Origin of the sequence: Pelagibius sp. (assembly GCF_965249265.1) — a bacterium.
Taxonomy (GTDB): domain Bacteria; phylum Pseudomonadota; class Alphaproteobacteria; order Kiloniellales; family Kiloniellaceae; genus Pelagibius.
Genome location: NZ_OZ252224.1, coordinates 3,211,443 through 3,238,262, shown reverse-complemented (window position 1 = coordinate 3,238,262; position 26,820 = coordinate 3,211,443). Strand labels below are relative to the sequence as shown.

General features: G+C 62.1%; 22 protein-coding genes and 1 pseudogene. 7 read left to right on the top strand and 16 right to left on the bottom strand.

Going from position 1 to position 26,820, the window contains the following annotated elements:
- Nucleotides 1-267 precede the first annotated feature (267 nt).
- The 5 genes from ACP146_RS15405 (at nt 268) to ACP146_RS15385 (ending at nt 6,105) form a co-directional block, all read left to right on the top strand.
- Nucleotides 268-3,168, top strand: a complete 2,901-nt coding sequence (locus ACP146_RS15405; protein ID WP_422367637.1) for a hybrid sensor histidine kinase/response regulator — start codon at nt 268-270, stop codon at nt 3,166-3,168.
- Entirely contained in the window at nt 3,165-3,656 is a 492-nt protein-coding gene (locus ACP146_RS15400; RefSeq protein ID WP_422367636.1) for a chemotaxis protein CheW, read from the top strand. The genes ACP146_RS15405 and ACP146_RS15400 overlap by 4 nt, the downstream gene beginning before the upstream one ends.
- A gap of 90 nt (nt 3,657-3,746) precedes the next feature.
- Nucleotides 3,747-4,112: a response regulator gene (locus tag ACP146_RS15395; protein WP_422367635.1), complete on the top strand. Its 366-nt coding sequence runs from the start codon at nt 3,747-3,749 to the stop codon at nt 4,110-4,112.
- The gene (locus ACP146_RS15390) at nt 4,112-5,266 is read left to right on the top strand and encodes a protein-glutamate methylesterase/protein-glutamine glutaminase (protein ID WP_422367634.1); all 1,155 of its coding nucleotides are present in this window, start codon (nt 4,112-4,114) and stop codon (nt 5,264-5,266) included. The genes ACP146_RS15395 and ACP146_RS15390 overlap by 1 nt, the downstream gene beginning before the upstream one ends.
- Nucleotides 5,263-6,105 (top strand): CheR family methyltransferase, encoded by an 843-nt coding sequence (locus tag ACP146_RS15385; RefSeq protein WP_422367633.1) that lies wholly within the window; start codon nt 5,263-5,265, stop codon nt 6,103-6,105. The genes ACP146_RS15390 and ACP146_RS15385 overlap by 4 nt, the downstream gene beginning before the upstream one ends.
- A 197-nt stretch (nt 6,106-6,302) precedes the next feature.
- On the opposite strand, the gene ctrA is transcribed toward ACP146_RS15385, so the two are convergent.
- Nucleotides 6,303-7,022, bottom strand: a complete 720-nt coding sequence (gene ctrA / locus ACP146_RS15380) for a response regulator transcription factor CtrA (RefSeq protein ID WP_422367632.1) — start codon at nt 7,020-7,022, stop codon at nt 6,303-6,305.
- Between the two features lie 239 nt (nt 7,023-7,261).
- Between ctrA and fliI the strand changes: the two are divergent.
- A pseudogene (gene fliI, locus ACP146_RS15375) lies at nt 7,262-8,578 on the top strand (flagellar protein export ATPase FliI); the annotation flags it as partial.
- Nucleotides 8,579-8,900: 322 nt separating this feature from the next.
- On the top strand, nt 8,901-9,326 hold the full coding sequence (locus ACP146_RS15370) for a flagellar export protein FliJ (RefSeq protein ID WP_422367631.1): 426 nt from the start codon (nt 8,901-8,903) through the stop codon (nt 9,324-9,326).
- Nucleotides 9,327-9,382: 56 nt separating this feature from the next.
- On the opposite strand, the gene ACP146_RS15365 is transcribed toward ACP146_RS15370, so the two are convergent.
- The 15 genes from ACP146_RS15365 to fliS form a co-directional block, all read right to left on the bottom strand.
- Nucleotides 9,383-11,230, bottom strand: coding sequence for a hypothetical protein (locus tag ACP146_RS15365; RefSeq protein WP_422367630.1), 1,848 nt, complete (start codon nt 11,228-11,230; stop codon nt 9,383-9,385).
- Nucleotides 11,231-11,243: 13 nt separating this feature from the next.
- On the bottom strand, nt 11,244-11,978 hold the full coding sequence (locus ACP146_RS15360; protein ID WP_422367629.1) for a MinD/ParA family protein: 735 nt from the start codon (nt 11,976-11,978) through the stop codon (nt 11,244-11,246).
- A 58-nt stretch (nt 11,979-12,036) separates the two neighbouring features.
- A complete protein-coding gene (locus tag ACP146_RS15355; protein ID WP_422367628.1) occupies nt 12,037-13,005 on the bottom strand; it encodes a GTPase in 969 nt (322 codons plus the stop codon).
- Entirely contained in the window at nt 13,005-15,113 is a 2,109-nt protein-coding gene (flhA, locus tag ACP146_RS15350) for a flagellar biosynthesis protein FlhA (RefSeq protein ID WP_422367627.1), read from the bottom strand. Before flhA ends, ACP146_RS15355 begins: the two co-directional genes overlap by 1 nt.
- 32 nt (nt 15,114-15,145) lie before the next feature.
- On the bottom strand, nt 15,146-16,519 hold the full coding sequence (locus ACP146_RS15345) for a sigma-54 interaction domain-containing protein (protein WP_422367626.1): 1,374 nt from the start codon (nt 16,517-16,519) through the stop codon (nt 15,146-15,148).
- A gap of 40 nt (nt 16,520-16,559) precedes the next feature.
- Nucleotides 16,560-17,405: a motility protein A gene (locus tag ACP146_RS15340; protein ID WP_422367625.1), complete on the bottom strand. Its 846-nt coding sequence runs from the start codon at nt 17,403-17,405 to the stop codon at nt 16,560-16,562.
- Between the two features lie 28 nt (nt 17,406-17,433).
- The gene (fliN, locus tag ACP146_RS15335) at nt 17,434-17,796 is read right to left on the bottom strand and encodes a flagellar motor switch protein FliN (protein WP_422367624.1); all 363 of its coding nucleotides are present in this window, start codon (nt 17,794-17,796) and stop codon (nt 17,434-17,436) included.
- A gap of 26 nt (nt 17,797-17,822) precedes the next feature.
- Complete coding sequence (locus ACP146_RS15330; protein WP_422367623.1) at nt 17,823-18,650, bottom strand: hypothetical protein; 828 nt, start codon at nt 18,648-18,650, stop codon at nt 17,823-17,825.
- Nucleotides 18,651-18,668: 18 nt separating this feature from the next.
- Nucleotides 18,669-19,682, bottom strand: coding sequence for a flagellar motor switch protein FliG (gene fliG / locus ACP146_RS15325; protein ID WP_422367622.1), 1,014 nt, complete (start codon nt 19,680-19,682; stop codon nt 18,669-18,671).
- A gap of 18 nt (nt 19,683-19,700) precedes the next feature.
- Nucleotides 19,701-21,404: a flagellar basal-body MS-ring/collar protein FliF gene (gene fliF / locus ACP146_RS15320; RefSeq protein ID WP_422367621.1), complete on the bottom strand. Its 1,704-nt coding sequence runs from the start codon at nt 21,402-21,404 to the stop codon at nt 19,701-19,703.
- 302 nt (nt 21,405-21,706) lie between these two features.
- Complete coding sequence (locus ACP146_RS15315) at nt 21,707-22,036, bottom strand: DUF1153 domain-containing protein (RefSeq protein WP_422367620.1); 330 nt, start codon at nt 22,034-22,036, stop codon at nt 21,707-21,709.
- Nucleotides 22,037-22,212: 176 nt separating this feature from the next.
- A complete protein-coding gene (gene flgE, locus ACP146_RS15310; protein ID WP_422367619.1) occupies nt 22,213-23,481 on the bottom strand; it encodes a flagellar hook protein FlgE in 1,269 nt (422 codons plus the stop codon).
- A gap of 110 nt (nt 23,482-23,591) precedes the next feature.
- Nucleotides 23,592-24,359, bottom strand: a complete 768-nt coding sequence (locus tag ACP146_RS15305) for a flagellar hook assembly protein FlgD (RefSeq protein ID WP_422367618.1) — start codon at nt 24,357-24,359, stop codon at nt 23,592-23,594.
- An 18-nt stretch (nt 24,360-24,377) separates the two neighbouring features.
- A complete protein-coding gene (locus ACP146_RS15300; protein WP_422367617.1) occupies nt 24,378-26,093 on the bottom strand; it encodes a flagellar hook-length control protein FliK in 1,716 nt (571 codons plus the stop codon).
- 54 nt (nt 26,094-26,147) lie between these two features.
- Nucleotides 26,148-26,603 (bottom strand): flagellar export chaperone FliS, encoded by a 456-nt coding sequence (gene fliS, locus ACP146_RS15295; RefSeq protein ID WP_422367616.1) that lies wholly within the window; start codon nt 26,601-26,603, stop codon nt 26,148-26,150.
- Between the last annotated feature and the right edge of the window lie 217 nt (nt 26,604-26,820).

The window sequence follows — 26,820 nt, the reverse complement described above, 5'->3', positions numbered from 1 at the left end:
CACGAATAATCATAACTCTTGAGCAATTTGGTGGGCTTCCAGTCATCAAAACGTCCAGATAACGCAACTTGGATAATCGCTCGCTCTTGGCGCAAATGCTGGCTATCTGAGGATTTCCCTGCGGTTCCTGCCGGTTAGAGCTGCATTCAGGTAAGAGGATATTAATTTCTGTTTGCCACTGTTCGGCGTCATTCTGGGGGCAAAGGTTAATAGCCGAGATCGCCCCCTTTCGGGCCCCCTGACCGGGGCAGGTGTAGGACAGAGGCGATGGACGATCTTCTTAGTGAATTCCTGACCGAGACCAATGAGAGCCTGGCGGAGCTGGACGTCGAGCTGGTGCAGCTTGAGCAGAACCCCAACGACCAGGAACTGCTGGGCAACATCTTCCGGCTGATGCACACCATCAAGGGCACTTGCGGCTTCCTTGGTCTGCCGCGACTTGAGAGCGTCGCGCACGCCGGTGAAAACGTGCTCGGCAAGGTCCGTGACGGCGAGATGGAGGTAACCCCGGAGACCGTCACGGTCATTCTGGAGTCCATCGACCAGATTCGCTCGCTGCTGGAACAGCTTGAAGCGACCGAGGCCGAGCCGGAGGGCGATGACTCGGATCTGATTGCCCGGCTGAACGCTTTTGCCGATGGTGGCGGCGCTCCGGCCGCGGCTGAAGAAGCGGCACCCGCAGCAGAGGCCCCTGCAGAAACCCCGGCTGAAGCCCCTGCGGAAGCTGCGAGCGGCGACGTCTCCTTGGACGAGCTCGAAGCGGCCTTCGCCAACGCCAAGGGGCCCGAAGAGCTGGCGGCCGAAGCGGCGGCCGAAGAAACAGAGGCCGCAGCGGAAGCTGCCCCCGCTGAGGAAGCCGAGGCTGCTGCTGAGCCTGACGCCGAACCGGCTCCGGCGGAGCCGAAAGCTGAGAAGGCCGCGGCGCCCGCTCCGGCGAAGCCGAAGGCCGCTCAGGAAAAGAAAGCCGCGGAACCCAAGAAAGAAGGCTCTGTCGCCAATCAGTCTCTGCGCGTCAATGTTGACGTGCTTGAGAACCTCATGACAATGGTTTCCGAACTGGTGCTGACGCGCAACCAGTTGCTCCAGATTCTCAGAAGCCAAAGCGAAAGCGAGTTCGCCGCACCGTTGCAGCGCCTGAACCATGTGGTTTCGGAACTGCAGGAAGGCGTGATGGCGACCCGGATGCAGCCGATCGGCAACGCCTGGGCGAAGCTGCCGCGTATTATCCGCGACCTGGCGCACGAGCTTGACAAGAAAATCGACCTGGTGATGAAGGGTGCCGAGACCGAGCTCGACCGGCAGGTTCTGGAGCTGATCAAGGACCCGCTCACCCATATGGTGCGCAACTCGGCCGACCACGGACTTGAGACCCCTGCGGACCGGCTTGCCGCCGGCAAGCCCGAGGTTGGTAGCGTGATCCTCAACGCCTTCCATGAAGGCGGACATATCATCATCGAGATCTCCGATGACGGTAAGGGGCTTTCCTGCGAGAAACTCAAGCAGAAGTGCATAGAAAACGGCCTGGCAAGCGAAGCCGACCTTGAAACGATGACCGAGCAGCAGATCCAGCAGTTCATCTTCAAGGCCGGCTTCTCGACCGCTGCCGCTGTGACCTCGGTTTCTGGTCGTGGCGTCGGCATGGACGTGGTGCGCACCAACATCGAAAAGATCGGCGGCACCATCGAGCTGACATCGGTCGAAGGCCGCGGCACGAAGTTTGTCATCAAGATCCCACTGACCCTGGCAATCGTCTCGGCCCTTATCGTCGAGTGTGCCAGCGAACGCTTCGCCATTCCGCAGCTTTCTGTCGTCGAGCTTGTTCGGGCTTCAGCCCACACCGAGCACACCATTGAGCGGATCAACGACACGCCGGTTCTGCGGCTGCGCAACCGCCTGTTGCCGCTGGTCAATCTTCGCGATCTGCTGAAGCTTGGCACCGGTGAAGAAGAGGCGGTCGTCGAGGGTCTCATCGAGCACGACGAGACGGCTGCGAGCGAAGAGGAAGCTCCGGCTGCCGAAGCCGCCGAGGCGAAACCCGCTGCCGTCGATGAAGAGGAGCCGCCGGCGGTCGAGTCGAAGGATGAGGAGGAAGTCTTCATCGTCGTTGCTCAGATCGGCAACTACTCCATGGGTATCATCGTCGACCGGGTTTTCGATACCGAAGAAATCGTGGTCAAGCCCGTGGCGCCGATCCTGCGCGATATTCAGCTCTTCTCGGGCAACACGATCCTGGGTGACGGCTCGGTCGTCATGATCCTCGATCCCAATGGTATTGCCGCTACGACCGGCGAGATTTCCGTTGCCGAAGGTGGAGAGGACGCCGTTAAGGACCGCCATCACGTCAGCAGTTCCGATACTGTGGCCATGCTGGTGTTCCGTGCCGTTGACGATACGCCCAAATCGGTGCCGTTGGGTCTGGTGGCGCGCTTGGAGGAAATCGATCTCGCGCGGGTCGAGTCTTCCAACGGCCAGTACGTGGTCCAGTACCGTGGCCAACTGATGCCGCTGGTGTTGATGGACAATGGACAAGACCTTGCCACGGAAGGCCGCCAGCCGGTCCTCGTTTTCTCCGACCGCAATCGGACCATGGGTCTCGTGGTCAAGGAAATCGTCGACATCGTAGAAGACAAGATGAATGTCGAGCTGTCGACGGACCGCCCCGGCTACATCGGTACCGCCGTCATCGGCGAGCGGGCCACGGACATTATCGACGCCAGCTACTATCTGACCCAGGCATTCCACGATTGGTTCGCGGCCGACCGGGCAACGACAGCCGATGAAAGCGGCGCAAGACGCCTGCTGCTGGTGGACGATAGCCCGTTCTTCCGCAACATGTTGCAGCCGCTGCTGTCGGCATCGGGCTATGACGTGGTTTGCGCCGAGTCGGCTGATGCCGCCATGGAGCTCTGCGATGCCGGCGAGGAGTTTGACGTCATCATCTCCGACATCGAGATGCCTGGCATGAACGGCTTCGAGTTTGCCAAGAAGGTTACGACAGATTCGCGCTGGTCCGAGACGCCGATCGTCGCGCTCTCCGCTTTCTCGAATCCGGCGGATCTTGAGCGCGGACGCGCTGCGGGCTTCTCCGATTACGTCGCGAAGACTGACCGCGATGCCCTACTGACAACCTTGCATGATACGCTTTCCGAACTGAGAGGTGCGGCATGAGCAGCGAAAACGAGAGCAGCGCTGAGTCCAGTACGGCGGGGAATGCGTTCTCCGATGCCGAGGATTTCGTTACCTTCACCATCGCCGGCCAGTTGTTCGGGATACCTGTGTTGAAGGTGCAGGACGTACTTGCCGCCTATAACATCACGCGGATTCCTCTGGCGCCGCCTGAGATCGCCGGATCGCTCAACCTGCGCGGCCGGATCGTGACTGCAATGGATGTCCGTCTGCGTCTTGGGTTGCCGCCCAAGGAAGAGAAAGGCTCCATGAGCATTGTCGCCGAGCACGATGGCGAACTCTACAGCCTGATGGTCGACTCCGTCGGTGAAGTTCTGGCGCTCAAGGCGGACGACTATGAGCGGAACCCGCCCACGCTGGACCCGAAGTTCCGTGACTATTCCGACGGAATCTATCGCCTGGATGGCAAGCTTCTTGTCGTTCTGGATGTAAACCGCTTGCTGGACTACGACCGCGATCAGGCTGCCTGACACAGCCCCTAGTGGTCAAACGGAGTTCCGGTATGTGGCAGGTCGCCGCCTGAGGTGATCCACAACCGGAGAGGATGTTGGAGCTAAGAAATGAAATCCTGCCTGATCGTAGATGACTCGAAGGTCGTGCGCATGGTTGCGCGCAAGATTCTTGAGGGCCTCAGCTTCAGCACTGAGGAAGCCGAAGACGGCCAAAAGGCCATCGAAGCATGCCAACGCGAGATGCCTGATGCCGTTCTGCTCGACTGGAATATGCCGGTCAAAAACGGGCTGGAGTTCCTCACCGAACTTCGCGCGCTCGGCGGCGATTCGCAGCCGGTCGTGGTGTTCTGCACGACGGAAAACGACATGGAACATATCCGCAAGGCCATGGAAGCCGGCGCCAACGAGTACATTATGAAGCCCTTTGACAGCGACATTATCGAATCGAAATTCGTCCAGGTAGGCCTTATCTGATGCAAGAAGACAGTGGTGCTTCGTCCCTTGATGAGAATGGAACCGACGATCCATACCGTGTGATGGTGGTCGATGACTCCGCTGTCATCCGCGGTCTGCTGACGCGCTCGCTTGAAGCGGATCGCAGCATCAAGGTCGTGGCCTCGGTCGGGAACGGTGAAATCGCTCTGAAATCTCTGGAGCGCTACGATATCGAGGTCATTATCCTCGATATCGAGATGCCGGTTATGGACGGGCTGACGGCTCTGCCGAAGCTGCTCGCAGCACAGCCGAACGTCAAGGTCGTGATGGCCTCGGCGCTGACTCGCAAGAACGCGGAGGTCAGCCTGCGGGCCCTGCAGGCTGGTGCCGCGGATTATGTGACCAAACCGAGTTCGACCAGCGAACTGACATCCGCCGACAATTTTCAGCGCGAACTCACCGAGAAGGTCAAGGCGCTCGCCGCCGCGACCCGCAGTTCGCCGGGTGCGCGCCCGAGCAAGCCGGCCGCGGGCGTCGTCAAGGAGTCGCCGCGCTCTACCGGCAAGCTGTACGGTGGCCGTGAGATCGTGCTCCGGAAGCAGCCGATCGTGAATCCGCGTATCATCGCAATCGGCAGTTCGACTGGCGGCCCTCAGGCACTTCTGGAGGTGCTTGCTGACATGACCTCCACGGTGAAGCTGCCGATACTCATTACCCAGCACATGCCGGCGACTTTCACCACGTTGCTTGCCGAGCACATTGCCCGCGCGACAGGCGTCCCGGCGAAGGAAGCGGTCCACGGAGAGATGATTGAGCCCGGCCGGATCTACATGGCCCCGGGCGACTATCACATGGTGGTGGAATCGAAGGGGGCCGGACAGCAAATCGTTCTTAACCAGGGCCCGCAGGAGAACTTCTGCCGGCCAGCGGTTGACCCGATGCTACGGTCTATGGCGCCGATCTATGGGGCCGGCTTGCTTACCATCATCCTTACGGGTATGGGAAGCGACGGCAAAAAGGGCGCCGAGAAAGTTGTCGAAGCCGGCGGTGCGGTTATCGCACAGGATGAGGCCACCAGTGTGGTCTGGGGTATGCCGGGGGCGGTCGCTACGAGCGGGCTCTGCTCTGCAGTTCTTCCGCTCAAGGAAATCGGACCCAGCGTCCGCAAGATGGTCATGAGGTCAGCGGCATGAATGTGAAAGATTTTGAATACATTGCCCAACTGCTCTACCAACGCTCCGGCTTGGTGATTACGCAGGAAAAGGCCTATTTGCTGGAGAGCCGTTTGAACCCGGTCGCGCGCAAGTGGGACCTCGACGGCTTTGAAGCGCTGATTTCCGCGATGCGCTCCAAGCAGGACGAAGGCATGATCGTTGATGTCACCGAGGCGATGACGACCAACGAGTCCTTCTTCTTTCGTGACAACAGGCCCTTCGAGCAGTTCAAGGATATTGTTCTTCCCTATCTCCTGGAAGCCAGGAAGACGGCGAAGAAGCTCCGTATTTGGAGTGCCGCTTCCTCGAGCGGTCAGGAGCCTTATACGATTGCGATGATTTTGAAGGAAGAGGCCGCAAAGCTGGCCGGATGGAACGTCGAGATTTTGGCGACGGACCTCTCAAAAGAGATTCTGAGCAAAGCGCAAGAGGGACTCTATTCGCAGTTCGAGGTGCAGCGGGGGCTGCCGATCACCCTCTTGATGAAGTACTTCACCCAGGATGGAGAGAAGTGGCGCATCAACGACGACATCAAGAAGATGGTGACTTATCGGCCGTTCAATCTGTTGGACAGCCCGAGCGGCCTGGGCACCTTTGACGTCATCTTCTGCCGCAACGTCCTGATCTATTTCGACCAGGAAACCAAGGGCCAGGTCCTGGACCGAATGGCGAAGATTATGCCCGGCGATGGTTACCTCTACCTGGGCGGCGCCGAGACGGTGCTTGGTATCTCCGACAGCTTCGAGGTTATCCCGGGACAGCGCGGTGTTTATCGCCTGACCGGCAGTGACGCCACCGAAGACCGCAAAGCAGGCTAGCACTCAGTCGACAATCCGGGTTGCGCCGATCCTGGGGCTTCTTCCCGCTTTCACATTGCTTCAGTGCCTGGCGGACAGACAAAGGCCGACTTCCATTGAGGAAGTCGGCCTTTTTCATCTCTGGGGGCGGGTATGCCTGGCGGCAACCTGCCTGATGTTTGGCTTGGTGGTCCCGTTTCCTTACAGAGGGCGGGCCCTTAGGCTGACGCGGCCTGCTTGGTCGGTTCGGCGCCTTCCATGTTGACCGGATCGCGCAGCACATAGCCACGGCCCCAAACGGTCTCGATGTAGTTGTCGCCGCCCGTCGCGTTGGCCAGCTTCTTGCGCAGCTTGCACACAAAAACGTCGATGATCTTCAGCTCCGGCTCATCCATACCGCCATAGAGATGGTTCAGGAACATCTCCTTGGTAAGGGTCGTCCCCTTACGCAGCGACAGCAGCTCCAGGATCCCGTATTCCTTGCCTGTCAGATGCAGCGGCTGGCTGTCGACCTCGACGGTGCGGGTGTCCAGATTGACCGTCAGCTTGCCGGTCGAGATGACCGAGTCCGAGTGCCCCTTGGAGCGCCTGACGATTGCCTGGATGCGTGCAACCAGCTCCCGTTTGTCGAACGGCTTGGTCAGGTAGTCGTCGGCTCCGACGCCCAATCCCTTGATCTTGTCATCCAGACCGGAAAGGCCCGACAGGATCAGGATCGGCGTTTTCACCCGCGCTGCTCGCAAACGGCGCAGGACTTCATAGCCGTCCATGTCCGGCAGCATCAAATCAAGAATGATGATGTCGTAGTCGTATAGTTTGCCGATTTCGAGGCCGTCTTCGCCCATATCGGTCGTGTCACAAACATAACCCTCTGACCGGAGCATCATCTCGATGCCTTGAGCGGTAGCGGTATCGTCCTCGACAAGCAGAACTCGCATGATGTTTGACCTAATGCCTGTATATTTCGCCTGGGATTTGATTATTAACCATTTTGCCAAGTGTTTGTTAATAAATTCTTACCGGCTCCAATTGCCGCGAAACGATTGTGCTTTTATCGCTCAATTCATCGTCCGCATGACACTGGAACCGACTTTACTCAACCTTAAGCCCGATGACCGACACTGCTTGTCGAGGTCAATATCAATAGGCTTTAAAGCCTCTCGGGGTCGATTGAGGGATGGTGGTTTCCGCATTTATTAAGGAAATTGGCCAGGTGGCGGATTACCGTCTCTATGGCCGCGTCGCCGGCGTTCTGGGGATGCTTGTGGAGGTCGCGGGCCTCGACCAGGCCCTCTCCATCGGATCGCGCTGCGTCATCCTGGCTCAGGGTGACCGCAAGGTAACCTGTGAAGTTATCGGGTTCCGGAACAAGCGCGCCCTGCTGATGCCCTTCGGGTCGCTGGAGGGCGTCGGCCTGGGCTGCAAGGCGGAGGTTCTGGAGAGCGACCCTGTCATCCGTCCGTCGTCGGCCTGGCTGGGCCGGGTCGTCAATGCCATGGGCGAGCCGATTGACGGCAAAGGCCCCTTGCCCAGTGGGCCCCTGGCCTATGCGTTGCGCGCGGCGCCGCCCCCGGCCCATAGCCGCAATCGGGTCGGCGGCAAGATCGATCTCGGCGTGCGGGCCATCAACACCTTTCTTTCCTGCTGCAACGGGCAGCGCATGGGCATCTTCGCCGGTTCGGGTGTCGGCAAGTCGGTGCTGCTGTCGATGCTGGCGCGCTATGCCGAGGCCGATGTCAACGTGATCGGCCTGATCGGCGAGCGCGGCCGCGAGGTTCAGGAGTGGCTGGAGGACGATCTGGGGCCGGAAGGGCTGGCCCGCTCAGTCGTCGTCGTCGCCACCTCGGATGAACCGCCGCTGATGCGTCGTCAGGCCGCCCATCTTACAGCGACGCTGAGCGAGTACTTCCGCGACCAGGGACGGGACGTCCTTTGCCTGATGGACTCCGTCACCCGCTTTGCCATGGCACTGCGCGAGATCGGGCTCTCCGCCGGAGAGCCGCCCGCCAGCAAGGGCTACACTCCCTCGGTGTTCGCCGAACTGCCGCGGCTGCTCGAACGCGCCGGGCCCGGCGTGGACGAGGGCGCCATCACCGGCCTCTTCACGGTTCTGGTGGAAGGCGATGACCATAACGAACCGGTGGCGGACGCCGTGCGCGGCATCCTCGACGGCCATATCGTTCTGGAGCGCGCGGTCGCGGAGCGCAACCGCTACCCCGCCATCAACGTCCTGCGCAGCGTTTCGCGGACCTTGCCGGCCTGCAATTCCGAGACCGAAAACACCCTGGTAGACCGGGCGCGGGGCCTGATGTCCACCTATGAGAACATGGCTGAGTTGATTCGCATCGGCGCCTACAAGCAGGGCAGCGACCCGGCGATCGACGAAGCGATCCATTACTATCAGGATATCGAAGCTTTTCTCTGCCAGAGGAAGGAAGAGCGCAGCGGTCTGAGTGAGGGTTATGAGCGCCTGGCAGAGCTGCTCGGCCTGCCCGCGCCGGTGGTGGATGCCGGTGCGAGCCAGCCGCTACAGGACCCGGCAACCGAGACAGAAGCGGTCGCCGATGGACAGGTCGCGGAAGAGGGTGCAAGCGCCCAAGCGTTGCATTCTGAAGAACAGTCAGCCGATGAAAGTGGCGTTCTACGGGTGCGCCAACCATCGGAAGACTTTGAAAAGAGGCGCCGGCGCATGGCCGAGGCGCTCAACTTAAGGCAATCAGAAGCGGCGGCGGATAAGCTGTCAGACGTTCCAGCCGAACCGCCGGTGGCGGGGCTGGAAGCGAATGGGTAAACGGTTTCTCAGGAGATAAATGGCTGTGACGGCTCTTGATCAATTGGTGCGCGTGCATCGCTGGAATCTGGACGAAAAGCGCCAGAAGTTGGTGGCCCTTGAGCAACTGCGAGAGCGGCTCTCCGGCAACATCGCGACGCTTGATGCGGAACTTCAGCACGAAAAGGAAGTTGCTGCCCGCTCCGATGTAACCAGTATTGCGCTACCGGCTTTCATCCGGGCAAGTCTTGAGCGGCGGCAAAAGATCGAGGAGTCGATTGCCGAGGTGGATCGCTCCGTGGCCGCGGCGCGCGACGAGATCACGGAAGCCTTTCAGGAACTGAAGAAGTACGAGACTGCCCACGGCAATCACCAACGCCGGGAAGCCCAGAAGCACTCTAAGCGTGAGCAGGCCGTGGCGGACGAGGTCGGCCTCGAACTCCATCGCCGTCATGCAGCGGGCGGCAACTGAAGACTCTTTGGGGAAGACGGCTTTCCTGACCGGCTCTCGGTGAGAGCAGCCAACAATCAAATCTGAAGTGTTGCGTTTTCGGTCTTGGCAGCCTGAGCGGCGAGAAGCTGTGTCCAGTCGGGGGATGCCTGGAACACCAGCCGTCCACGATAACCGGCGATCGCATTGGCTTCTTCGAAAAGAGCCAGGAGATCGCCGCGCATGACCGCCGACAGGCGCCGGCGGCTGCGCAGGATCAGATCGAACTGCTGCGCGCGCACGAGGCCGTCGAGCTGCAGCTCTCCGTGATGCTTCAGTTCCAGCTCCAGAACGAAGCGCGTTGCCTTGTCGCCGGCCTCGTCATCCTGCTGTCCGCCACCGCCTGCTTGCTGGCGCAGGAACAGGCGCAGCTCACGCAGGCCTTCGTCACTCCAGACCGGCAGTTGCAGCAGGCGCCATTCCCCGCTGGCGGTCTCTACACTGCGGCTCAAGCCCGCCAGCTCGCGCCCGAGGCGATCCAGGAACTCGCCACGCTCGCCGCGCTCCAGGGCGGCGGCCGGCCCGGCCAGCCACGCCAGAGGGCTGCCCTGGTTGATGGCTGAAAGGAAAAACAGGATGCCGGAGCTGAGGCGGGGCCCAACCTGAGGCAGGGCGCGTTGCAGAACCTCGGCCTGGGCACTTGGAAGGCCGCCGAGCAAGGCCTCCTCAACGGCATCTGCAGAGGGCCAGGGGGTGGCGAAGCTGATCGGCGGCAGGGCTGTCTTGCCGCTGCCCGGCACCAGCACCTCGAGGGCCAGGCTGGCGCCGGTCGGAAGATCGACCGGTGCCTTCAAGGTGATCGCGCCCATGGCTGTGTGAAGGATGGCCGGGCCGCTGCCGCTCCTGGCCGTGACAAGGCCGGTCAGCCGCAGGGCCTTGCCGTCGCCGAGCATCGCCTCCGGGCCATCGGCAGCGGCGCTGCCCGCCGTGGTTCCGGCGGCCCGGGAGGCGCCCTCGGCGGTGACGCCCTGAAGAGCGGCGGCGACGCTTCGGCCCGCGTTGATGACCGTCGTCTGCGGCGCCAGCCGCAGGCCGGCGTCCGGCGCTGTGCCGCTTGGCCCCTGGGGAGGAAGGCCGGTGGTCACAGCGGCGCCGCTGCCTGCCGGCGTTTGCGTCGCCGCGCCATTGCTCGCTGGGCCTTGGGTGGGCGGCGTTGCGGCCCCGGATGTGGGTGGGGTTCCCGCGCCGGGGAGGGCGCCGGGCGTTGAGCCTGGGGTGCCCTGTCCCGGGCCGGCTGTTATCCCGCTCCCGCCCGCGGTTCCTGCTCCGATGGCGGGTGCCGCAGCGCCGCCCGGCCCGGGAATCGCTGGCCCGGCTTGGCCGCTGGGAAGGGCCGCGGTGCCTTGGTTTTGGGGGCCGGGGGCGCCGATGGAAAGAATGCGAAGCAGCAGCTCGGTTCCCGGTTCCGCACTTGGCAGCCCGGCCAGCAAGGGCAGCGGCGGAGCCGATTGCAGGATGGCGCGGATAAAGGCCGCTCGCGAAATCGGATCCGGGGGGGCGACTGGTTGTGCGCCGGGCGCCGTCGGGGTGAGTGCCCCCAAACCCCTTGTGGGCAGTGGATCGCCACCTGCTGGGGCCGGAAGGGCAGGGCCGTCTACGGGCAGCAGCGCCACCGTAGGCTGGGGACCCCCACTGCGGATCTGCAGCACCACCTCACTGCCGACCGCCAGGTTTCTTGCCGCAGCGAGCTTTACGACGGCCAGTCTGATTTGAAGGATGAGCAACCCGGCTTCATCCTGTCCGATCACCTGGCCGCGCAGATATTGGCCGGCGGCAAGCCGGGCTATTTCCGGCGCCGGATCGATCAGCCGTCCGGTCGTTTCCGTGACCGTGACCCCGGCGGTTCTTGGGGTGCCTGCCGTGAAGCTGGCGAAGAGGTCACGCATGGGCCAACTCCGATCACTGCCGCCGGATCAGCCGGGCGGCCAGTTTTTCGACATCGGCGGCGGCATCGCTGGTCGGGTGCCGGGTGAGGATCGGCATTTGGTGGCGGATGGTGTCCTTTACCTTGGAATCGCGCCTGACGACTCCGGCCAGGGGGGGTGAGATTTTCAAAAACGACTCGCAGGCCTTCAGCAGAGTGGCGTAGGTGCGCTCGCCCTCGGCCGGCGATGCGGCCATGTTCACCACCACGCGAATATCGCTGCCGGGATCCTGGAGATGTGCCAGCTTGATGAAGGCATAGGCGTCGGTCAACGAGGTCGGCTCATCGGTGACGACGATCAGGTTGGTCCGGGCGAGTCCCGCGAGCTGCCGGACGGTCTGCTCCAGACCGGCGCCGAGATCGAGGACGACCTGGTCATAGTCGTGCGACAGCGCGGCGAGGTCTTTCAGCAAGCCCTTCAGGCGCGGCGCTGGCAGGCTTGCGAGCCCGCCCGAGCCGGAGCGTCCGGCGATTACATCGAATCCGGCATCGGGATGACCACAGGCGGCTTCCGCCAGGGTGTACTTGCCGGCCAGGGCCCCGCCGAGGTCTCGGCCCGGCTGCAGGCCGAGCTGGATATCGACATTGGCAAGCCCCAGATCGCCGTCGAACAGCAGGACGGACTTGTTTTGCCGCACCAGGGCCTGGGACAGAGTCACAGACAGCCAGGTCTTGCCGACCCCGCCTTTGCCGGAAGCGACGGCAAACATGTTTGCGCAGGTCTGCGGCCTCTGCTCGGAGTCTATCAAGGGAGATCCAATCATACTGTCAGTCCGCAGCGGCAAGGGAAGAGGGTTCGAAGGGTTCGCAGGTGCTCAGAAGCCGTGCGAGGGAAACCGGATTGAGGGCCGTGAGGCCTGCGCCGATATGCCGGGAAACCCCGGCGGCAAGAAACTGCATGCCGCCGACATGGGCGGCGGCGAGCAGGCCACCGAAACGGCGTGCCGCATCGAGGCGCGTCGGGATCATGGCCTGCGCACCTGCCTGGCTGTAAGCCAAGGCGGCGTCGGCGACCTCCGCCGGATCCCCGCCGGCCGGCAGAACCAGGGCCAGAGTGGCTGCCGCCGCTTCGGCGGTTTCGCTGAGATAGCGCAGCTCCTGGCCGTCGAAGGGGTTGCTGCCGATGGTATCGATGACAGCCATCTCATCGGCTTCGCGCTGGCTTACCGCCTTGGCAACAGCCTCGGGGTCGCTTGCACAGACAAGCCGCGCACCCAGAACATCGGCAAAGGTTTCGGCCTGGGCGCGGCCGCCGGCCTTGTCGGAATCCATGGTGATCAGCAGGCTTCTGGCGCCGGCCAGGCGGGCGCAGGCGCAAAGCTTGGCGCTGGTCACGGATTTGCCGGCACCCGAGGGGCCTATCAGCATAATCGGCCGGCCGGGACCGATTTCAGACAGAGGCAGAAAACCAAGCTCGTAATCCAGCGCGGCGGCCAGGGCCATGACCCAGTCGTCGGCCTGTAGACTGGCGGCGGCGTTCAGCAGGCGGTCGGCGAGGCCGCGGGGAACCCGGTGATGGTCCAGCACGGAGGCGATGCGGTCGGCGACAGCCAACTCACTGGTCGGCGGACCCGGCCGAAAGTCGTTGTCGTCGTCGGCCTCCAGCGCTGCCGTGACCTTGACACCGGCAAAGCCCTCTTCCTGAGTTGAGAGTATGATGGCCTCGTCGCCAAGGGCGAGGCGCACCTGCTCCATTGCCTCCGGCAGGGTCTTTGCGGAAAAGCTGCGCAGCAGCATCAGATCTGACCCAGTGTCTTGATCTTGGCCTTGGCGTGGACCTCATTCTGCGACAGCACCACGGTTGCCGGACGGAAGCGTTCGATGATCGAACGTACGAAGGGGCGGACCGGCGGGCTGGTCAGCAGAACAGGGCTTTCGCCGAGCATGGCGTGGCGCTCGAAGGTCTGGCGGACCGCGGCGATGAACTCCTGCAGCCGCGTGGGCGCCATGGAGAGCTGCCGCTCCTCGCCTTCGCCGACGATGGCCTCGGCGAAGGATTGTTCCCACTGCGGGGAAAGGGTGATCATGGGGATGAAACCCTGCGGATTCACCTGATCGTTGGAGATCTGCCGCGCCAGGCGCGCCCGCACGTGCTCGGTAATGGCCGTCACGTTGCGGGTATAGCCGCAGGCCTCGGAAACCCCCTCCAGAATGGTCGGCAGGTCGCGGATCGAGACCCGTTCGGCCAAGAGGTTCTGAAGAACGCGCTGCAGGCCGCCGACGGTGATCTGGCTGGGGATCAGGTCGGCGATCAGTTTCTGCTGTTCGCTGTCCTGCTCATCCAACAGTTTTTGGGTCTCGGCATAGGACAACAGCTCAGACATGTTGTCCTTGATCATCTCGGTCAGATGCGTCGTGACCACGGTCGGCGGATCGACCACGGTATAGCCGCGGAAGAGGGCCTCTTCGCGGCTGCCTTCCTCGCACCAGAGGGCCGGCAGTCCGAAAGTCGGCTCAACCGTCTCTTCGCCGGGCAGCGGAATCTTCTCGCCGCGCGGGTCCATGACCAGCAGCATGTTCGGCCGCAGCTCGCCGCGGCCGGCCTCGATCTCCTTCACCCGGATCACATAGGTGTTGGCCGGCAGCTGCAGATTGTCCTGAATACGGACCGAGGGCATGACAAAGCCGATCTCCTGGGCCAGCTGTCGGCGCAGGGATTTGATCTGATCCGTCAGGCGTTGTCCGCCCTGGCCGTTGATCATGGGCAGCAGCCCGTAGCCGAGCTCGAGGCGGACGTGATCGATCTGCAGCGCATTGGCAATCGGCTCTTCGGCGACCGGGGCTGCCGCGGCCTCGGACTTGGCCAGAAGAGCCGTCTCGGCGGAGATCTTGGCGTTGCGCTTGCTGGCCATCCAGGCCAGACCGCCGGCGATCGCCGAAAGCGTGAGGAACGGCAGCGCCGGAATGCCGGGCAGCAAGGCCAGCGCCAGCATCAGAAAGGCGGAGAGACCAAGGGCCAGGGGATAGCCGCTGAGCTGTCCGATCAGGGCCTTGTCCATCGAGCCCGTGCCGGCCGACTTGGTAATCAGCAGGCCGGCGGCGGTGGAAACGATCAGCGCCGGGATCTGGCTGACCAAGCCGTCGCCGACCGTCAGCAGTGTGTAGGTTTCGGCGGCTTCGCCAAAGCTGAGGTCTTTTTGAGCGACGCCGATGATCATGCCGCCGATGACGTTGATGAAGGTGATCATCAGACCGGCGATGGCGTCGCCGCGCACGAACTTGGCGGCACCGTCCATGGAGCCGAAAAAGTTGCTCTCGTCTTCCAGTTCCTTGCGGCGGGCGCGCGCCGTCGCCTCGTCGATAAGACCGGCGGAAAGATCGGCGTCGATTGCCATCTGCTTACCCGGCATGGCATCCAGGCTGAAGCGAGCCGACACCTCGGCAATTCGCCCGGAACCCTTTGTAATCACGATAAAATTCACGATTACCAGGATGCCGAAGATGATAATGCCGATGACGAAGCTGCCGCTCATCACGAAGTTGCCGAAGGCTTCGATCACCTTGCCGGCGGCATCGGTTCCGTCATGGCCTTCCGACAGAATGAGCCTTGTCGAGGCCATGTTCAGTGCCAGGCGCATCATCGTCGCAATGAGCAGCACCGTAGGGAAGGAGCTGAATTCCAGCGGCTTGCCGATGAACAGCACCGTCATCAGAATCAGCACCGAGAAGGTCATGGAGACGGCTAGAGAGACGTCCAGCATCCAGCTGGGCATCGGCAGGATCAGGACCACCAGGATTGCGGTCACGCCAAGCGCAAGGGCGACATCGCCGCGCTTCAGCATGTTCACGATGCTGGTCAGCGAGTTGCCGTTGGAGCCGCCTTCTTCTGCATTGGTTTCCGCCATCTTGGCTCTCTTATCGACCTCCGCGGCCTAGATCAGGCGGGTGCACGCTCTTGCTCGCCGGGCAGGGGTACGGCAGCGCCGTCCTGACTGTAGAGCTTCAGCTTGTTGCGCAGAGTGCGGATCGAGATGCCGAGGATGTTGGCCGCATGGGTGCGATTCCCCAGGCAATGCTGCAGGGTGTCGAGAATCAGGTCCTTCTCGACGTCGGCAACGGTGCGGCCAACCAGCGCCTTGACGTCGCCGGGGAGCTCACCATCCTCCGAAGCTGCGCCGGCAGCGCCGGTTTCACCGGTTTCGGGCGCCAGGCTCTGCCCCGTCAGGATGATCGCGTTGGGGTCGATAATCCCGTCGCGGGCCAGCAGGACGGCGCGATGCATGGTGTTTTCGAGTTCGCGCACGTTGCCGCGCCAGTGATGGCGGGAGAGCACGGCATGGGCCTCTGCAGTGAGTTTCAACGCCGGAAGCGCATTGGCCTCCGCGTACTTTGCCGCGAAGTGTTCGGCCAGGACCGCGATGTCCTGAGGGCGCTCGCGCAGCGGCGGCAGCGGCACATTGACAACGTTCAGCCGGTAGTAAAGGTCTTCCCGGAAATTGCCCTCCCGGACCGCTTCCTCCAGGTCGCGGTTGGAGGTGGCGATCAAGCGGATGTCGACCTTGATCGGCTTACCGCCGCCGACACGGTCGATCTCACGTTCCTGGATCGCGCGAAGAAGCTTGGCCTGCAGGCGCGGATGCATCTCGGTGATTTCATCGAGAAGCAGGGTGCCGCCGTTGGCCTCTTCGAACTTGCCGATCCGGCGCGTTACGGCACCGGTGAACGCGCCCTTCTCGTGACCGAAAAGCTCGGACTCCAGCAAGTTTTCGGGGATTGCAGCGCAGTTGACCGAAATGAACTGTTCGCTGGCGCGCTTTGATTTGCTGTGCAGGAAGCGGGCCATGACCTCTTTACCGGTGCCGGATTCACCGGTGATGAGGACGCTCGCATCCGAGGGCGCAAACTGTTCGGCCAAGCGCAGGACGTTACTCATGACCGGGTCGCGGAACACCACGGTACTGGTTTCCTCTGCCACGGCCGAAAGAACGGCTGCGATCAATTCCGCGTCCGGTGGCAGGGGGATGTATTCCTGCGCGCCGGCCCGGATGGCGTCCGCTGCGGCGCTCGGTTCGGGATCGATACCGCAGGCCACGACAGGAACGGCAATGCGCTCCGTCTCCAGGCTGCGGCAGAGGGCCTGGATATCCAGGTTGACCTCGACCATTACCAGGTCGGCCCCTTGGCCCGACCTCAGCGCATTCATGGCGCTTTCTACATCGTCGACATGGGCAACCTTTGCGCCGCTTTGCAGCGCCAGCTTGCCGGCTGTCGAGATATGTCCGTCCAGTGTTCCTACAATGAGAAGCCGCATGCCTTCTCTCCACGTCCTAACTGTTGATTCCGGTACTGCATTACGAATGGAAGTAGTCGACCCGCTGACGGGGCGCCAAGATAGTGTTCAACATCAGCTCAAGGCGGCGCGGGTTCTCTTGTCGGCTGATCGACGCCGCGCCGATGGTGTAGACCTGCCGCACGACCGCTTCGATCTGCGCATTGCGTTCGAGCTTGCTGGCGAGCGGCGTAAACACCATGTTGGCGAGCACCGCGCCGTAGAAAGTTGTCAGCAGGGCAACCGCCATGGCGGGACCGATGGCCGAGGGGTCGTCGAGATTGCCCAGCATCTGCACCAGACCGATGAGCGTGCCGATCAACCCCATGGCCGGGGCGACTTCACCGGCGCGCCGCAGGACACCGGCTGACCGCAGGTGGCGCGCGTAGGTGGTTTGCGATTCCTGAGCAAGGATGCGCTCAACCTCTTCAGCAGGCAGGCCGTCGACCACCAGGGTGATCGCCTTGTACAGAAACGGCGCTTGATACAGGTCTTCCATAACGTTCTGGAGCTTCAGGCGTCCTTTTTTGCGGGCCAGATCGGCCAGATATAGCGCTTGTACAACGGCGTTCTCCGGCGTTTCGCTGTGATAGACGGCGGCCCGGAACATAACGCCCTGAGCCTGTCCCACCTCGCCGAGGCTGAAGGACACGGTGGTCACCAGGAAGGTGCCGCCGATGACGATCAGGACCGCGGGTATGTCCAGAAAGGCCTCCGGCTGGCCGCCCAGCATCATCGCCCCTACGATCATGGCAAAAGCGCCGCTGACACCCAGCAAGGTGGCGAAATCGACACTGGGGCGCAGCCGCGGTGCCTCTGGCACCACGGCGAACTCGCCGCCACCGCTTGTCGTTTCTGTGTTTGCCATCTTGCTTCGTTTCCGCTGAATAGGTTGCCTAGCTTCGGTCTACCTTGATGATTTCAGTCATGGTCACACCGAGATGTTCTTCGACGACGACCACCTCACCGCGGGCGACGAGACGGTTGTTGACATAGATGTCGATCGCTTCGCCGACTTTTCGGTCAAGCTCCACAACGGCGCCGCGGCCGAGTTTCAATAGCTGACTGACCTGCATGTTGGCCTTACCGAGAACGGCGGAGACCTGAACCGGAATGTCGTAGACAGCCTCCAGCTCCTTCGCATTGGTCGGCGGCTTGCCGCCGTCAGGCAGTTGACTGTCTTCGTCTTCGTCTGCCTGGTCGGGGGTGATGCCGTCCAAGTCCAGGTCAGCCAGATCCAAATTGTCTTCGTCGGTCATTGAGACCTCCTTCAAACCTATCGCCGCTAGGCGGTCTTTGCCCGCCGCAGCGGCTCGATATCAGCCGGCGACGCCGGCTTTGCAGGTGCTTTCTTTGCAGTAACTTTCGTTGGGGCAGCCTTCTTTGGGGCAGCGGGCGCCTTCTGCTCCGCGCTTTGCGGTTTCTCTGGCGCAGCTTTGCCCGCTGTGTCCGCGGTCGTTTTTTGCGTTTTGGGCGACAGCATGCGGTCGACAATCGCATCGATTTCCTGCCACAGCGCAGTCTGGTCCCGTTCGGCGCCGCCGTCGGCCCACTCCACCCTGACGTCCCCCGTCGACAGCCGGTCGTCAGCGAGAAAGACGACCTTGCCGCTGAAGCCGCTACGCTTGATGCAGGCGTCGACATGCGCTTTCAAGCTGTCCAGTTCTTGATCGGTGGCCCGAACAACGATGCGCGGCTCGTCGCGCAGACGCTCCAGGCAGTCCTCGACCACAGCCTGGGCTTCGTCGAGGCGTCCTTCGCGATTCAGCTTCGGGAACAGCTTGCGCACAACGGTCATGGCCGCCAGCAGTGTATCCTGATGCTGATCGGCAAGCTGCGTGGCAAAAGCCTCCGAGAGGCTCTCGAATCGGGCCGTCAAAGCCGCCAGCTGTTCTTCCGTCCGGCGGGCAATACCGTGCTCCGTTTCGGTGATGCCTTCGGCCCTTCCTGCGGCGAAGGCGGCTTCCTTCTCCGCCGCCAGTTCCTCTTCGCTGAAGGTCGGGGCAGGGGGTTCCTCGACCTCCTGCTCGGCGGCCGCCTGCGCCTCGGCGGCGCGCGCCAGGGCGTCCGTGTCGAACGAAGTCTGGAAGAGGAATTTCTCTTGAGAATCCATAGCTTGGCCCGGGCCCGTCTAGTAGACGAGCTCGTCCTCTCCTTTGCTTTCGCTGATCACGATCTCACCCTTCTCGGCGAGATCCTTGGCGGTGGTGACCATGTACATCTGGGCCTCGTCAACGTCCTTCAGACGGACCGGGCCCATGGACTGCATATCCTCTTTCATGATCTTCGCGGCGCGCTCCGACATGTTGGAAAAGAAGAAGTCGCGCAGCGATTCCGAGCAGCCCTTCAGGGCAATTGACAACTTGTCCTTGTCGGCCGCGGAGAGCAGCGTCTGCACGCCGCCGGTGTCGAGATTCCCGAGATCCTCAAAGGTGAACATCAGGGCTTTGATGCGCTCCGCCGAATCACGGTTGCGCTCCTCCAAGGCTGTGAGGAAGCGCGATTCCAGAGTGCGGTCGAGATAGTTGAAGATATCCGCCATCAGTTCATGGGAGTCGCGGCGGTTCGTTTTGGCGAGGTTCGACATGAACTCGTTGCGCAGCGTGCGCTCCACGTCGTCCAGAACCTCCTTCTGAACGGCCTCCATACGCAGCATGCGCATGACCACTTCCATGGCAAAGGGTTCCGGAAGGACGCCCAGGACCTTTGCGGCGTGTTCCGGCTTGATCTTGGAGAGCACCACGGCAACCGTTTGCGGATACTCGTTCTTCAGATAGTTGGCGAGCACCATCTCGTTCACGTTCGCCAGCTTGTCCCACATGGTCCGGCCGGCGGGACCACGGATTTCCTCCATGATTCCATCGACCTTGTCCTTGTCCAGAACCTTGGCGAGCAACCGTTCGGTGCTGCTGTAGTTGCCGGTGACCGAGCCCGTCGTGGAGATGCGGTCGGCGAACTCGACCAGCATCTGCTCGATCAATTCGGAGGTGACGGTGCCCAGATTCGCCATGGCCTGGGACAGTTCGCGAATCTCGTCGTCCTCCATCATGCCGAACAGCCGGGCGGCATTGTCCTCGCCGACCGCCAGCATGAGGAGGGCGGCCTTGTCGGGACCGCTCATACTTTGAAGATCTTCGCGCGCCATCGTCGTTCGTTCTCCAGCCTAGGCGTCGGCGTAGAGCCAGCCGCGGATGATACCGACTGCCTCTTCCGGGTGTTTCTCGATGATCTCGCCGATCTTGCGTACGGAAGAGGCGCGGACCCGGCCTTCCACCTGATTGAGGTCGATCATCTGGTCGATTTCGTTAGCGATGCTGTTTTCCGTTGGGATGCCATTGCTGTCCACTCTGGTGGCGATCGCGGTTGCCGGATCGCCTGGCAGGCGCGGGACAGGTTGTCCATCGGGGCCGGTCAAAACAGGCTGGGTCGTACCGTCCGGCAACTGGGCCACGCCCGCTTCGCCAACTTCGGTCTCATCCACCTCGAGGAGGCGGCCCAGCAGGGGACGCACCACCAACAGCAGAACCAGCACGGCGACGACACCCAGGACCAGCAGCTCGGCCGCACGCATCAGATCGGCCTTGGTAAGGCCAAGGAATTGCGAGTCGGCAATACCTTCGACATCGTCGTAGACGACAAAGGGCATCTCGACCACGTCAATGACGTCACCGCGCTCCTCGTCGAAACCGACGGCAGAGCGTACCAAAGCCTTGATCTTGTCGATTTCCTCAACGGTGCGGGCTTCGTAGACCTGCTGGCCCTCTTCGTCCAGGCTGCTCTTGCCGTTCACCATGACCGCGACCGAGAGGCGGCGCACCATGCCTGCCTCCCGTATATGGGTCTTCACGGTTTTTGTGATCTCGTAGTTCACCGTTTCTTCGGTGCGCGAGGTCTGGCTCTGGCTGCCGCTGCCGTCATCGAGGTCAGGCAGGGCGTCTGGCAGGTTGTTGCCGACGGTGACGCCGGCGGGTGCCCCGTCCTGATTGTTGGCCTGCTCTTCGACGACCTGGGTTGAGCGCACGACCTGGCCGTCGGGGTCGAAGATCTCCGCGTTCTCGGTGATCCGGTCGAAGTCCATTTCGGCAGAGACCTGAGCCCGGACATTTCCCGCCCCGAGAGAGCGCCCCAGAAGTTCTTCGATCGTCCGCACCATGCGGGCCTCGTAGCCGACGCGCATCTCTTCAGCGCGTGAAGCCGACTGCTCGACCGCGCCCTCAGCGGCGCCGCGGGCCAGGAGCGCACCGCTGTCGTCGATGATGGAGACCATCGAGGGCTTCAGGCCGGGTACGGCCGCGGCAACAAGATGCTGGATTGCAGAAACCTGCTGACGGTCGATACCGCGCGAGCCGCCGATCATCAGCACGATGGAGGCGCTTGGTTCCTGACGCTCGCGGCTGAAAAGCTCGCGGCGCGGCAGAACCAGGTGGACCCTGGCCTGCTTGACATTGGAGACCGACCGAATGGTCCGCGCCAGCTCGCCTTCCAGCGCCCGGACATGATTGATGTTCTGTACAAAGTCGGTGGTGCCAAGACCCTCGGAGCGGTCGAAGATTTCGTAGCCGATCGAGCCGCCGCTCGGCAGACCCTCTTCGGCGATAACCAGACGTGTGCGGCCGACCTGATCCTGGGGCACAAGGATTCTCGCCCCATCTTCGGTGATTCGGTAGGGCACATTCATCTGTTCCAGGCGCGCGATGATCTGTCCGCTGTCCTGCGCGTCAAGATCGGCGTAAAGCAAGGACATGTCCGGCGAAGCCAGCCGGCTTGTCAGATAGATAAAGAATGCAATCACGCCGGCTGCAACCGCAGCCATGGTGCCGAGCCGCGCGGGCCCGAGGTTCTTCAGCGTCTCTAGAAGAGAGTTCAAAATGTACCGTCCTGAACATTACCGACCCTGGGGCGAAGTCCTCGACCAAAAAGACTTCGGGCAGCCAGCAAACTCAGTTCATCGTATTGGCTGGCTTATGTTTTTTAGCCTAGGCAGTTCCGGTAAATGCGTCGTTAACAGCGGGGCAAATATTGCCTACTTGCTGGGAATTTTTTTCCGCACATTTGTGCGGTATCCAAGGCTATGCCTAAAAAGAAAACCCCGCGGGATCATGCCGGCGGGGTTTCGATCAAGAGTGTAAGGTCTCGTTAACCTGCCGGCAGAACTGTCCGGCGGTCGCGTCAGGAACCGGAGTGACTATCGTCGCCCTTCTCCGGACCGGTCATGCGGCCGGTCACGCGCCGGTACTGCTGCAGGCGCGTCGTCCGCAGGCCGCGCATCCCGTGCTTGTCGATCAGGCTCTGCCAGGAAAGGAACTCCTCGACGGAGAGATTGTAGCGTTCGCAGGCCTCTTCCAAGGTCAGGAGACCAGCCCGCACGGCGGTCACGACCTCTGCCTTGCGACGGATCACCCAGCGCCTCGTCGAGGGCGGGGGGAGGTCGTCAAGGGTCAGCGGCTTGCCTGCCGGACCTATGATGTTGCTCGGCCTACCTGAGCTGTCGGAGTACATCAAACAGTTCCCGTGGTTCATCACAAACTCTCATTGCTTCCAAGGATAGGCTCGCGCTGTTTAAAATTCGCTAAATCAGGTAGTTAAGGCTTGATTTAGAAAACTTGAAGCGTTCCTTAATGGCCCGGCAGCCGAAAATCATAGGGTTACGGCACACCGGGCCTCAGGCTGTTAACTTATCGCTTCACGCGGATCAGCTCTTCGAGCATGTCATCCGCGGTTGTGATCACCTTGGTGTTCGCGGAGTAGGCGCGCTGGGTGATGATCATCTTGGTGAATTCCTCAGCCAGGTCGACTGTGGAGGCTTCCAGTGCCGCGGGTGCCACATCGCCTGCACCGCCGTTGCCGGCAAGATTGAGCTGGAAGTTACCGGAGCGGTTGGTCTCCAGGTAGACGTTGCCGGTCCGCGCTTCCAGGCCGTTGGGATTGCGGAACATGCCGAGCGGTAGCTGATAGATGTCCAGTCTCTGCCCGTTATCGAACAGGGCTGTGACGATGCCTTCTTCACTGATGGTTATGCCTGTGTAGTTGCCGAAGCGCACACCGTCCTGATCGATATTGGAGATCGTGAAGTCGCCGGCGAACTGGGTGAGGCCATCGGTGGCGCCGACCGTACCCAGATCCAGCGTGATGGTGGAGTTGCCGGCACCGGTGGTGAAGCCGGTCAGGGTGATGCTGGGGGCCGCCGGCGAGAAGGCCGAGGGCGTACCGTCGGTGGCAAAGGTTATCGTACCCGTACCGGCGGCTGTTGCCGATGACGTCGCACCACCGTCCAGTGTTGGGTTGCTGGCGGCCCAGGTCCAGGTGTTCGCAGCCGTCTTGGTGAAGACGATATCCATGTCGTGGGCGTTGCCGAGGGAGTCGAACACCTGAGACGTGACCGAGAAGGTGTTGCCCGGCGCAGTAGTGGGCGCTGTCGAGGGCAGGTTGACGCCGAGGGCAATGTTCGTGGAGGCCGAGGCACTACCCGAGAGATTGGCAATGTTGACGGTGGTTAGGCCGGTAAAGGTACTGGAGCTTGGCTGCGGCGTCGTGTTGCGCAAGTCGTAGCCCTGCAGGTAGTAGCCGGCGGTATTCACCAGATTACCGTTCTGATCCGGATTGAAAGACCCGGCCCGGGTGAAGAAGAAGTCGTCACCGAAGCCAGGGTTCGCGGCTTCGTTGACCACGAAGAAGCCTTGGCCGGCCACCGCCAGATCGGTGCCGGAGGCCGAGCCCTGAAGCAGCCCCTGACGGTCGATGTAGGAAAAGGGCGAGGAGTTCACGCCGCCGGGCGTATGCGTCGTCTGTGTAGCCGCCTGCGTGACCAGGGTCGAAAAGCGCGCAGTCACGCCCTTGTAGCCGACGGTGTTCACGTTGGCGATGTTGTCAGAGATCATGCTGAGGGCATTACTCTGGGCTGCCAGTCCGGACACACCGGCAAACATAGCGCCGTAGATACTCATGACTTCGTCTCCTTGGTTACAGCCGGTGCCGTGTTATTGCGCCACACGCTCCGGACCTGAAATCAACTCTCAATCTCTCGTTCGTCTTCTTCTCTTCTTGGCCCTGTCAGCTAGCTGCTGGCAGGCGTATCGCTGTCGCCCTCGGCGGGGGGATCAGGGTCTTCGCTGGCGGGTGGGTCTGTGTCACCGCCTGCGGTATCGGTCTCCTTGATCGACAGGATCTTCCGGAGCTCGAGTTCCAGTTCCCCGATCTCGACAATCACTTGGCCGTTCACCGATTTCACGCCGGTAACTTGACCCGCTGTCCCCTGAATCAGGGGAACCGGGTTATCGTCTGCGTCGACAGCGGTCACCAGGAAACCGTAAAGCCCGTCTTCCAAGGGCTTGCCGTCGTCGTCCAGGCCATCCCAGTTGATTTCATGGGGACCAAACTCGGTGTCGCCCTCAAGGGTTCGTACGGTCTCGCCAAGCTCATCGATGATCAGAATGTTGACCTCCGATGCATTGGCGCCCAGCTCATAGTTGATGGTCGAACTGCCGTCCTGAAGCATCAGGATGATGCTGTCCGCCGAGACGGTCTTGCCGATATAGCCGACCGCATCGTTCAACTGGGTGGTGCTCTGCAGGGCGATAAGCTCCTGCAGCTTGTCGTTGGTGGCGATCGCCTGCTCGACGCCCGTGAATTCCACCAACTGCGAAGTAAACTCGTTGGTATCCATGGGGTCCAAGGGGTCCTGGTACTGCAACTGGGTGGTCAGCAGCGTCAGGAAGGTATCGAAGGTCTCGGCAAGCGAGGTGTTGTTTGTCAGGCTGCCGTTGCTGTTGCCGTCGACAAAGGGCACACCGTTTATGGGAGCGCGTGTTTGGCTGGTTTCCATTTTTGCTCTCCTTCCGCCCTAGACCCGGATGTCCAGCGCGCCGTCGTGATAAGACGGAGCCGGCTGCTGGTTGGCGGCCAGGTTCTGCGGATCATCGCTCAAGCCGTCGGTTTCACCGGCCAACTGGCCCTGTGCCTGTCCCTCGGGGCGCTCCTGATCGGCGAACTGCTGGCCTTTCAGATTGAAGTTGAGGCTTCCCGAGTCGGTCTTTACACCGGCGTCCTGCAGCGCGCGTTCAAGGCCGCGGGCATCGCGTTGCAGCATATCAAGCGTTTCAGAGCGCTCCGCCGAGATGACGGCTCTGATAACGCCGTCGTTGCCGGTTTCCAGCTTAACCTCGATCCGACCCAACTCGGCGGGGTGCAGCTTGATGTTGATCTGCTCTTTGCCGGCTGCAGCCGCCTTCTGAACCTGTACGGCAATCTGTTCGGCCGGTGCCTGGGCGTTTCCGCCACGCGCGCTGTTCATCGCTTCCGCAAAGGAGGTGTTCTGAACTGAACCGCCACTCAGGCCGCCGGCGGGCGCGCCTGTGCCGGCTGTCTGCAGACCGGGCGTCGTCGGCCCATTGCCCGAAGCGCCACCTGTTCCACCGGTGGCTGCCTCGCCGGCCGTCTTGGCGCTGCCGCTATTGGCGGCCATGGTGCCGGCATCTATGGGACGGTTTGTCTTGGCGGCGGTGTCGTTCTGTCCTTTCAGCCCATCCGGACCGGCGTTCACGCCGACAGTGGTCTTGGCCGTTTTCTTGTCATCGGCAGCAGGGCGGCTGGCGGCTGGCTTGGCTTCCTCAGCCAAGGCAGCGGTAGCGGCGCCGCCGCCCAAGGCGGCCGAGGGCCGGGATGTTACCGCCCCGTTCTCCGCCCTGACGGTCGTAACCCTTACGTCTTCAGGCAGCGCGGTATTGTTCTGCTGGCCGGTCGGCTTCCCGTTCTCTGGGCGGGCCGAAGCTGCGGCCTGGCCCGAGGTGGTCTGAGCGGCAGCGGCGCTCGGCGCCGGCTTTCCGGCATCGCCGGCTGCCTTCACCGGTTTGTCCGTGGCTGAGGTATTACCAGGTGAAGCCGTCGAGGCGGCGGCCTGACCGTTTGACGATGTTGCCGCTGGGGAAGCGGTTTCATCCGCCCCCTGGCTGCCAGCGGATTGAGCGGCGTTGGCGCCCTTCTGGCCGTTGCCGGAGGTGTCGCCATTGCCGCCGGTCATTCCGTTGTTGCCGACCGTACCAGCGTTAGCAGCAGCAGAGGCGCCCTGGGCAGCGGCGGTTGTCGCGCCCTGAGCCGGGGAGGTTCCGTTTTTCTCGGCAGCCGTCGCCTGGGGGTTGCCGGGGCTTACAGCAGGTGAAGCATCAGCCCAATCGTCATCGGCGGCCGTGCCGGTATCCGGATCATCGCCTTGAGGCTGTTGATCGCTGTCTTCACGATCGGTGTTGGGGTCTTCCGGCCGCTCATCGGACTCGGCCCGGGGTTCAGCTTCCCGACGCTCGGAGTCTTCACGGCTGGCAGAGTCATTCCGCTCCGCCCGGGGAGGTTCCCGATAAGGGTCCTCTGCTTCCCGGCGATCATTCTCCGCAACATAGTCGTCACGAGCATGGTCGTCACGGCGCTCGTCCACGGGCGGCGGATTCTCATAACGTGCTTCTTCCTCGCGCAAGAGAGCGTCGAAGAGACCATCGTCGGGCCGTTCCTGAGCCGGCGGGGCCGCTACGCCTGCCGGGTTGAAGAACTCAGAATTGTTTACTTGCATCGCTGAACCTGCGCGCTTTCCATCTACGGGTCTTAACGTTTCTCTGTTCTTGCTCTAGGCGGCGTGAATTGAGAGACGATTGCCGGCGGCTTCAACGCGCTGCAGCATCGCAGCCTCGGCCAGCGTGATGTCTTCGCCCTTCTCGACGCGCCGGTCGACTTCATCCCAGGCGTCGCGCAGAGGCTTTAGGACATCGATGATCTGAGCGGCTTTCTCGGCGTCGCTGCTGATGTTGATGCGGATCAGCTGGCCCAGGATGAAGCGATAGATGCTGCCGAGCTGTTCGGCCACATCGCCACCCTTTTCCATGTCGAGGCTGAGGTGCAGCGTGGCGACGAGTTCCGTGACCACGTTGATGCGATTGCATCGCGCCTCGATGTCATTGTCCCTGATCGCATTGATGGCGGCGACCAGGCCGGTGATGGCCTCATCATAAAGCATGACCACCAGGCGGGTCGGACGCGCGCGGGCGACCTCGCTGCGAAATGCTTCGGTTGCTTCAAGCGGCATGATCTTTCTCCAGGTTGTTTTCCAGAACAGCTCACCAGAACAGCAGGCCACCGAGGCGTCATCGCCTTGTCGCGCCGCCGGACCGGCCAGCGATAAAGTTCTGGTCAATCCAATTCCGGATGAGAGGAAGCAAACGGCGGGCCAGTTTTGTGAAGTAGAATAAGCTTCTGAAATATATGAATAAAAAACGACGGTCATGGCTCTCGATCAAAACCGT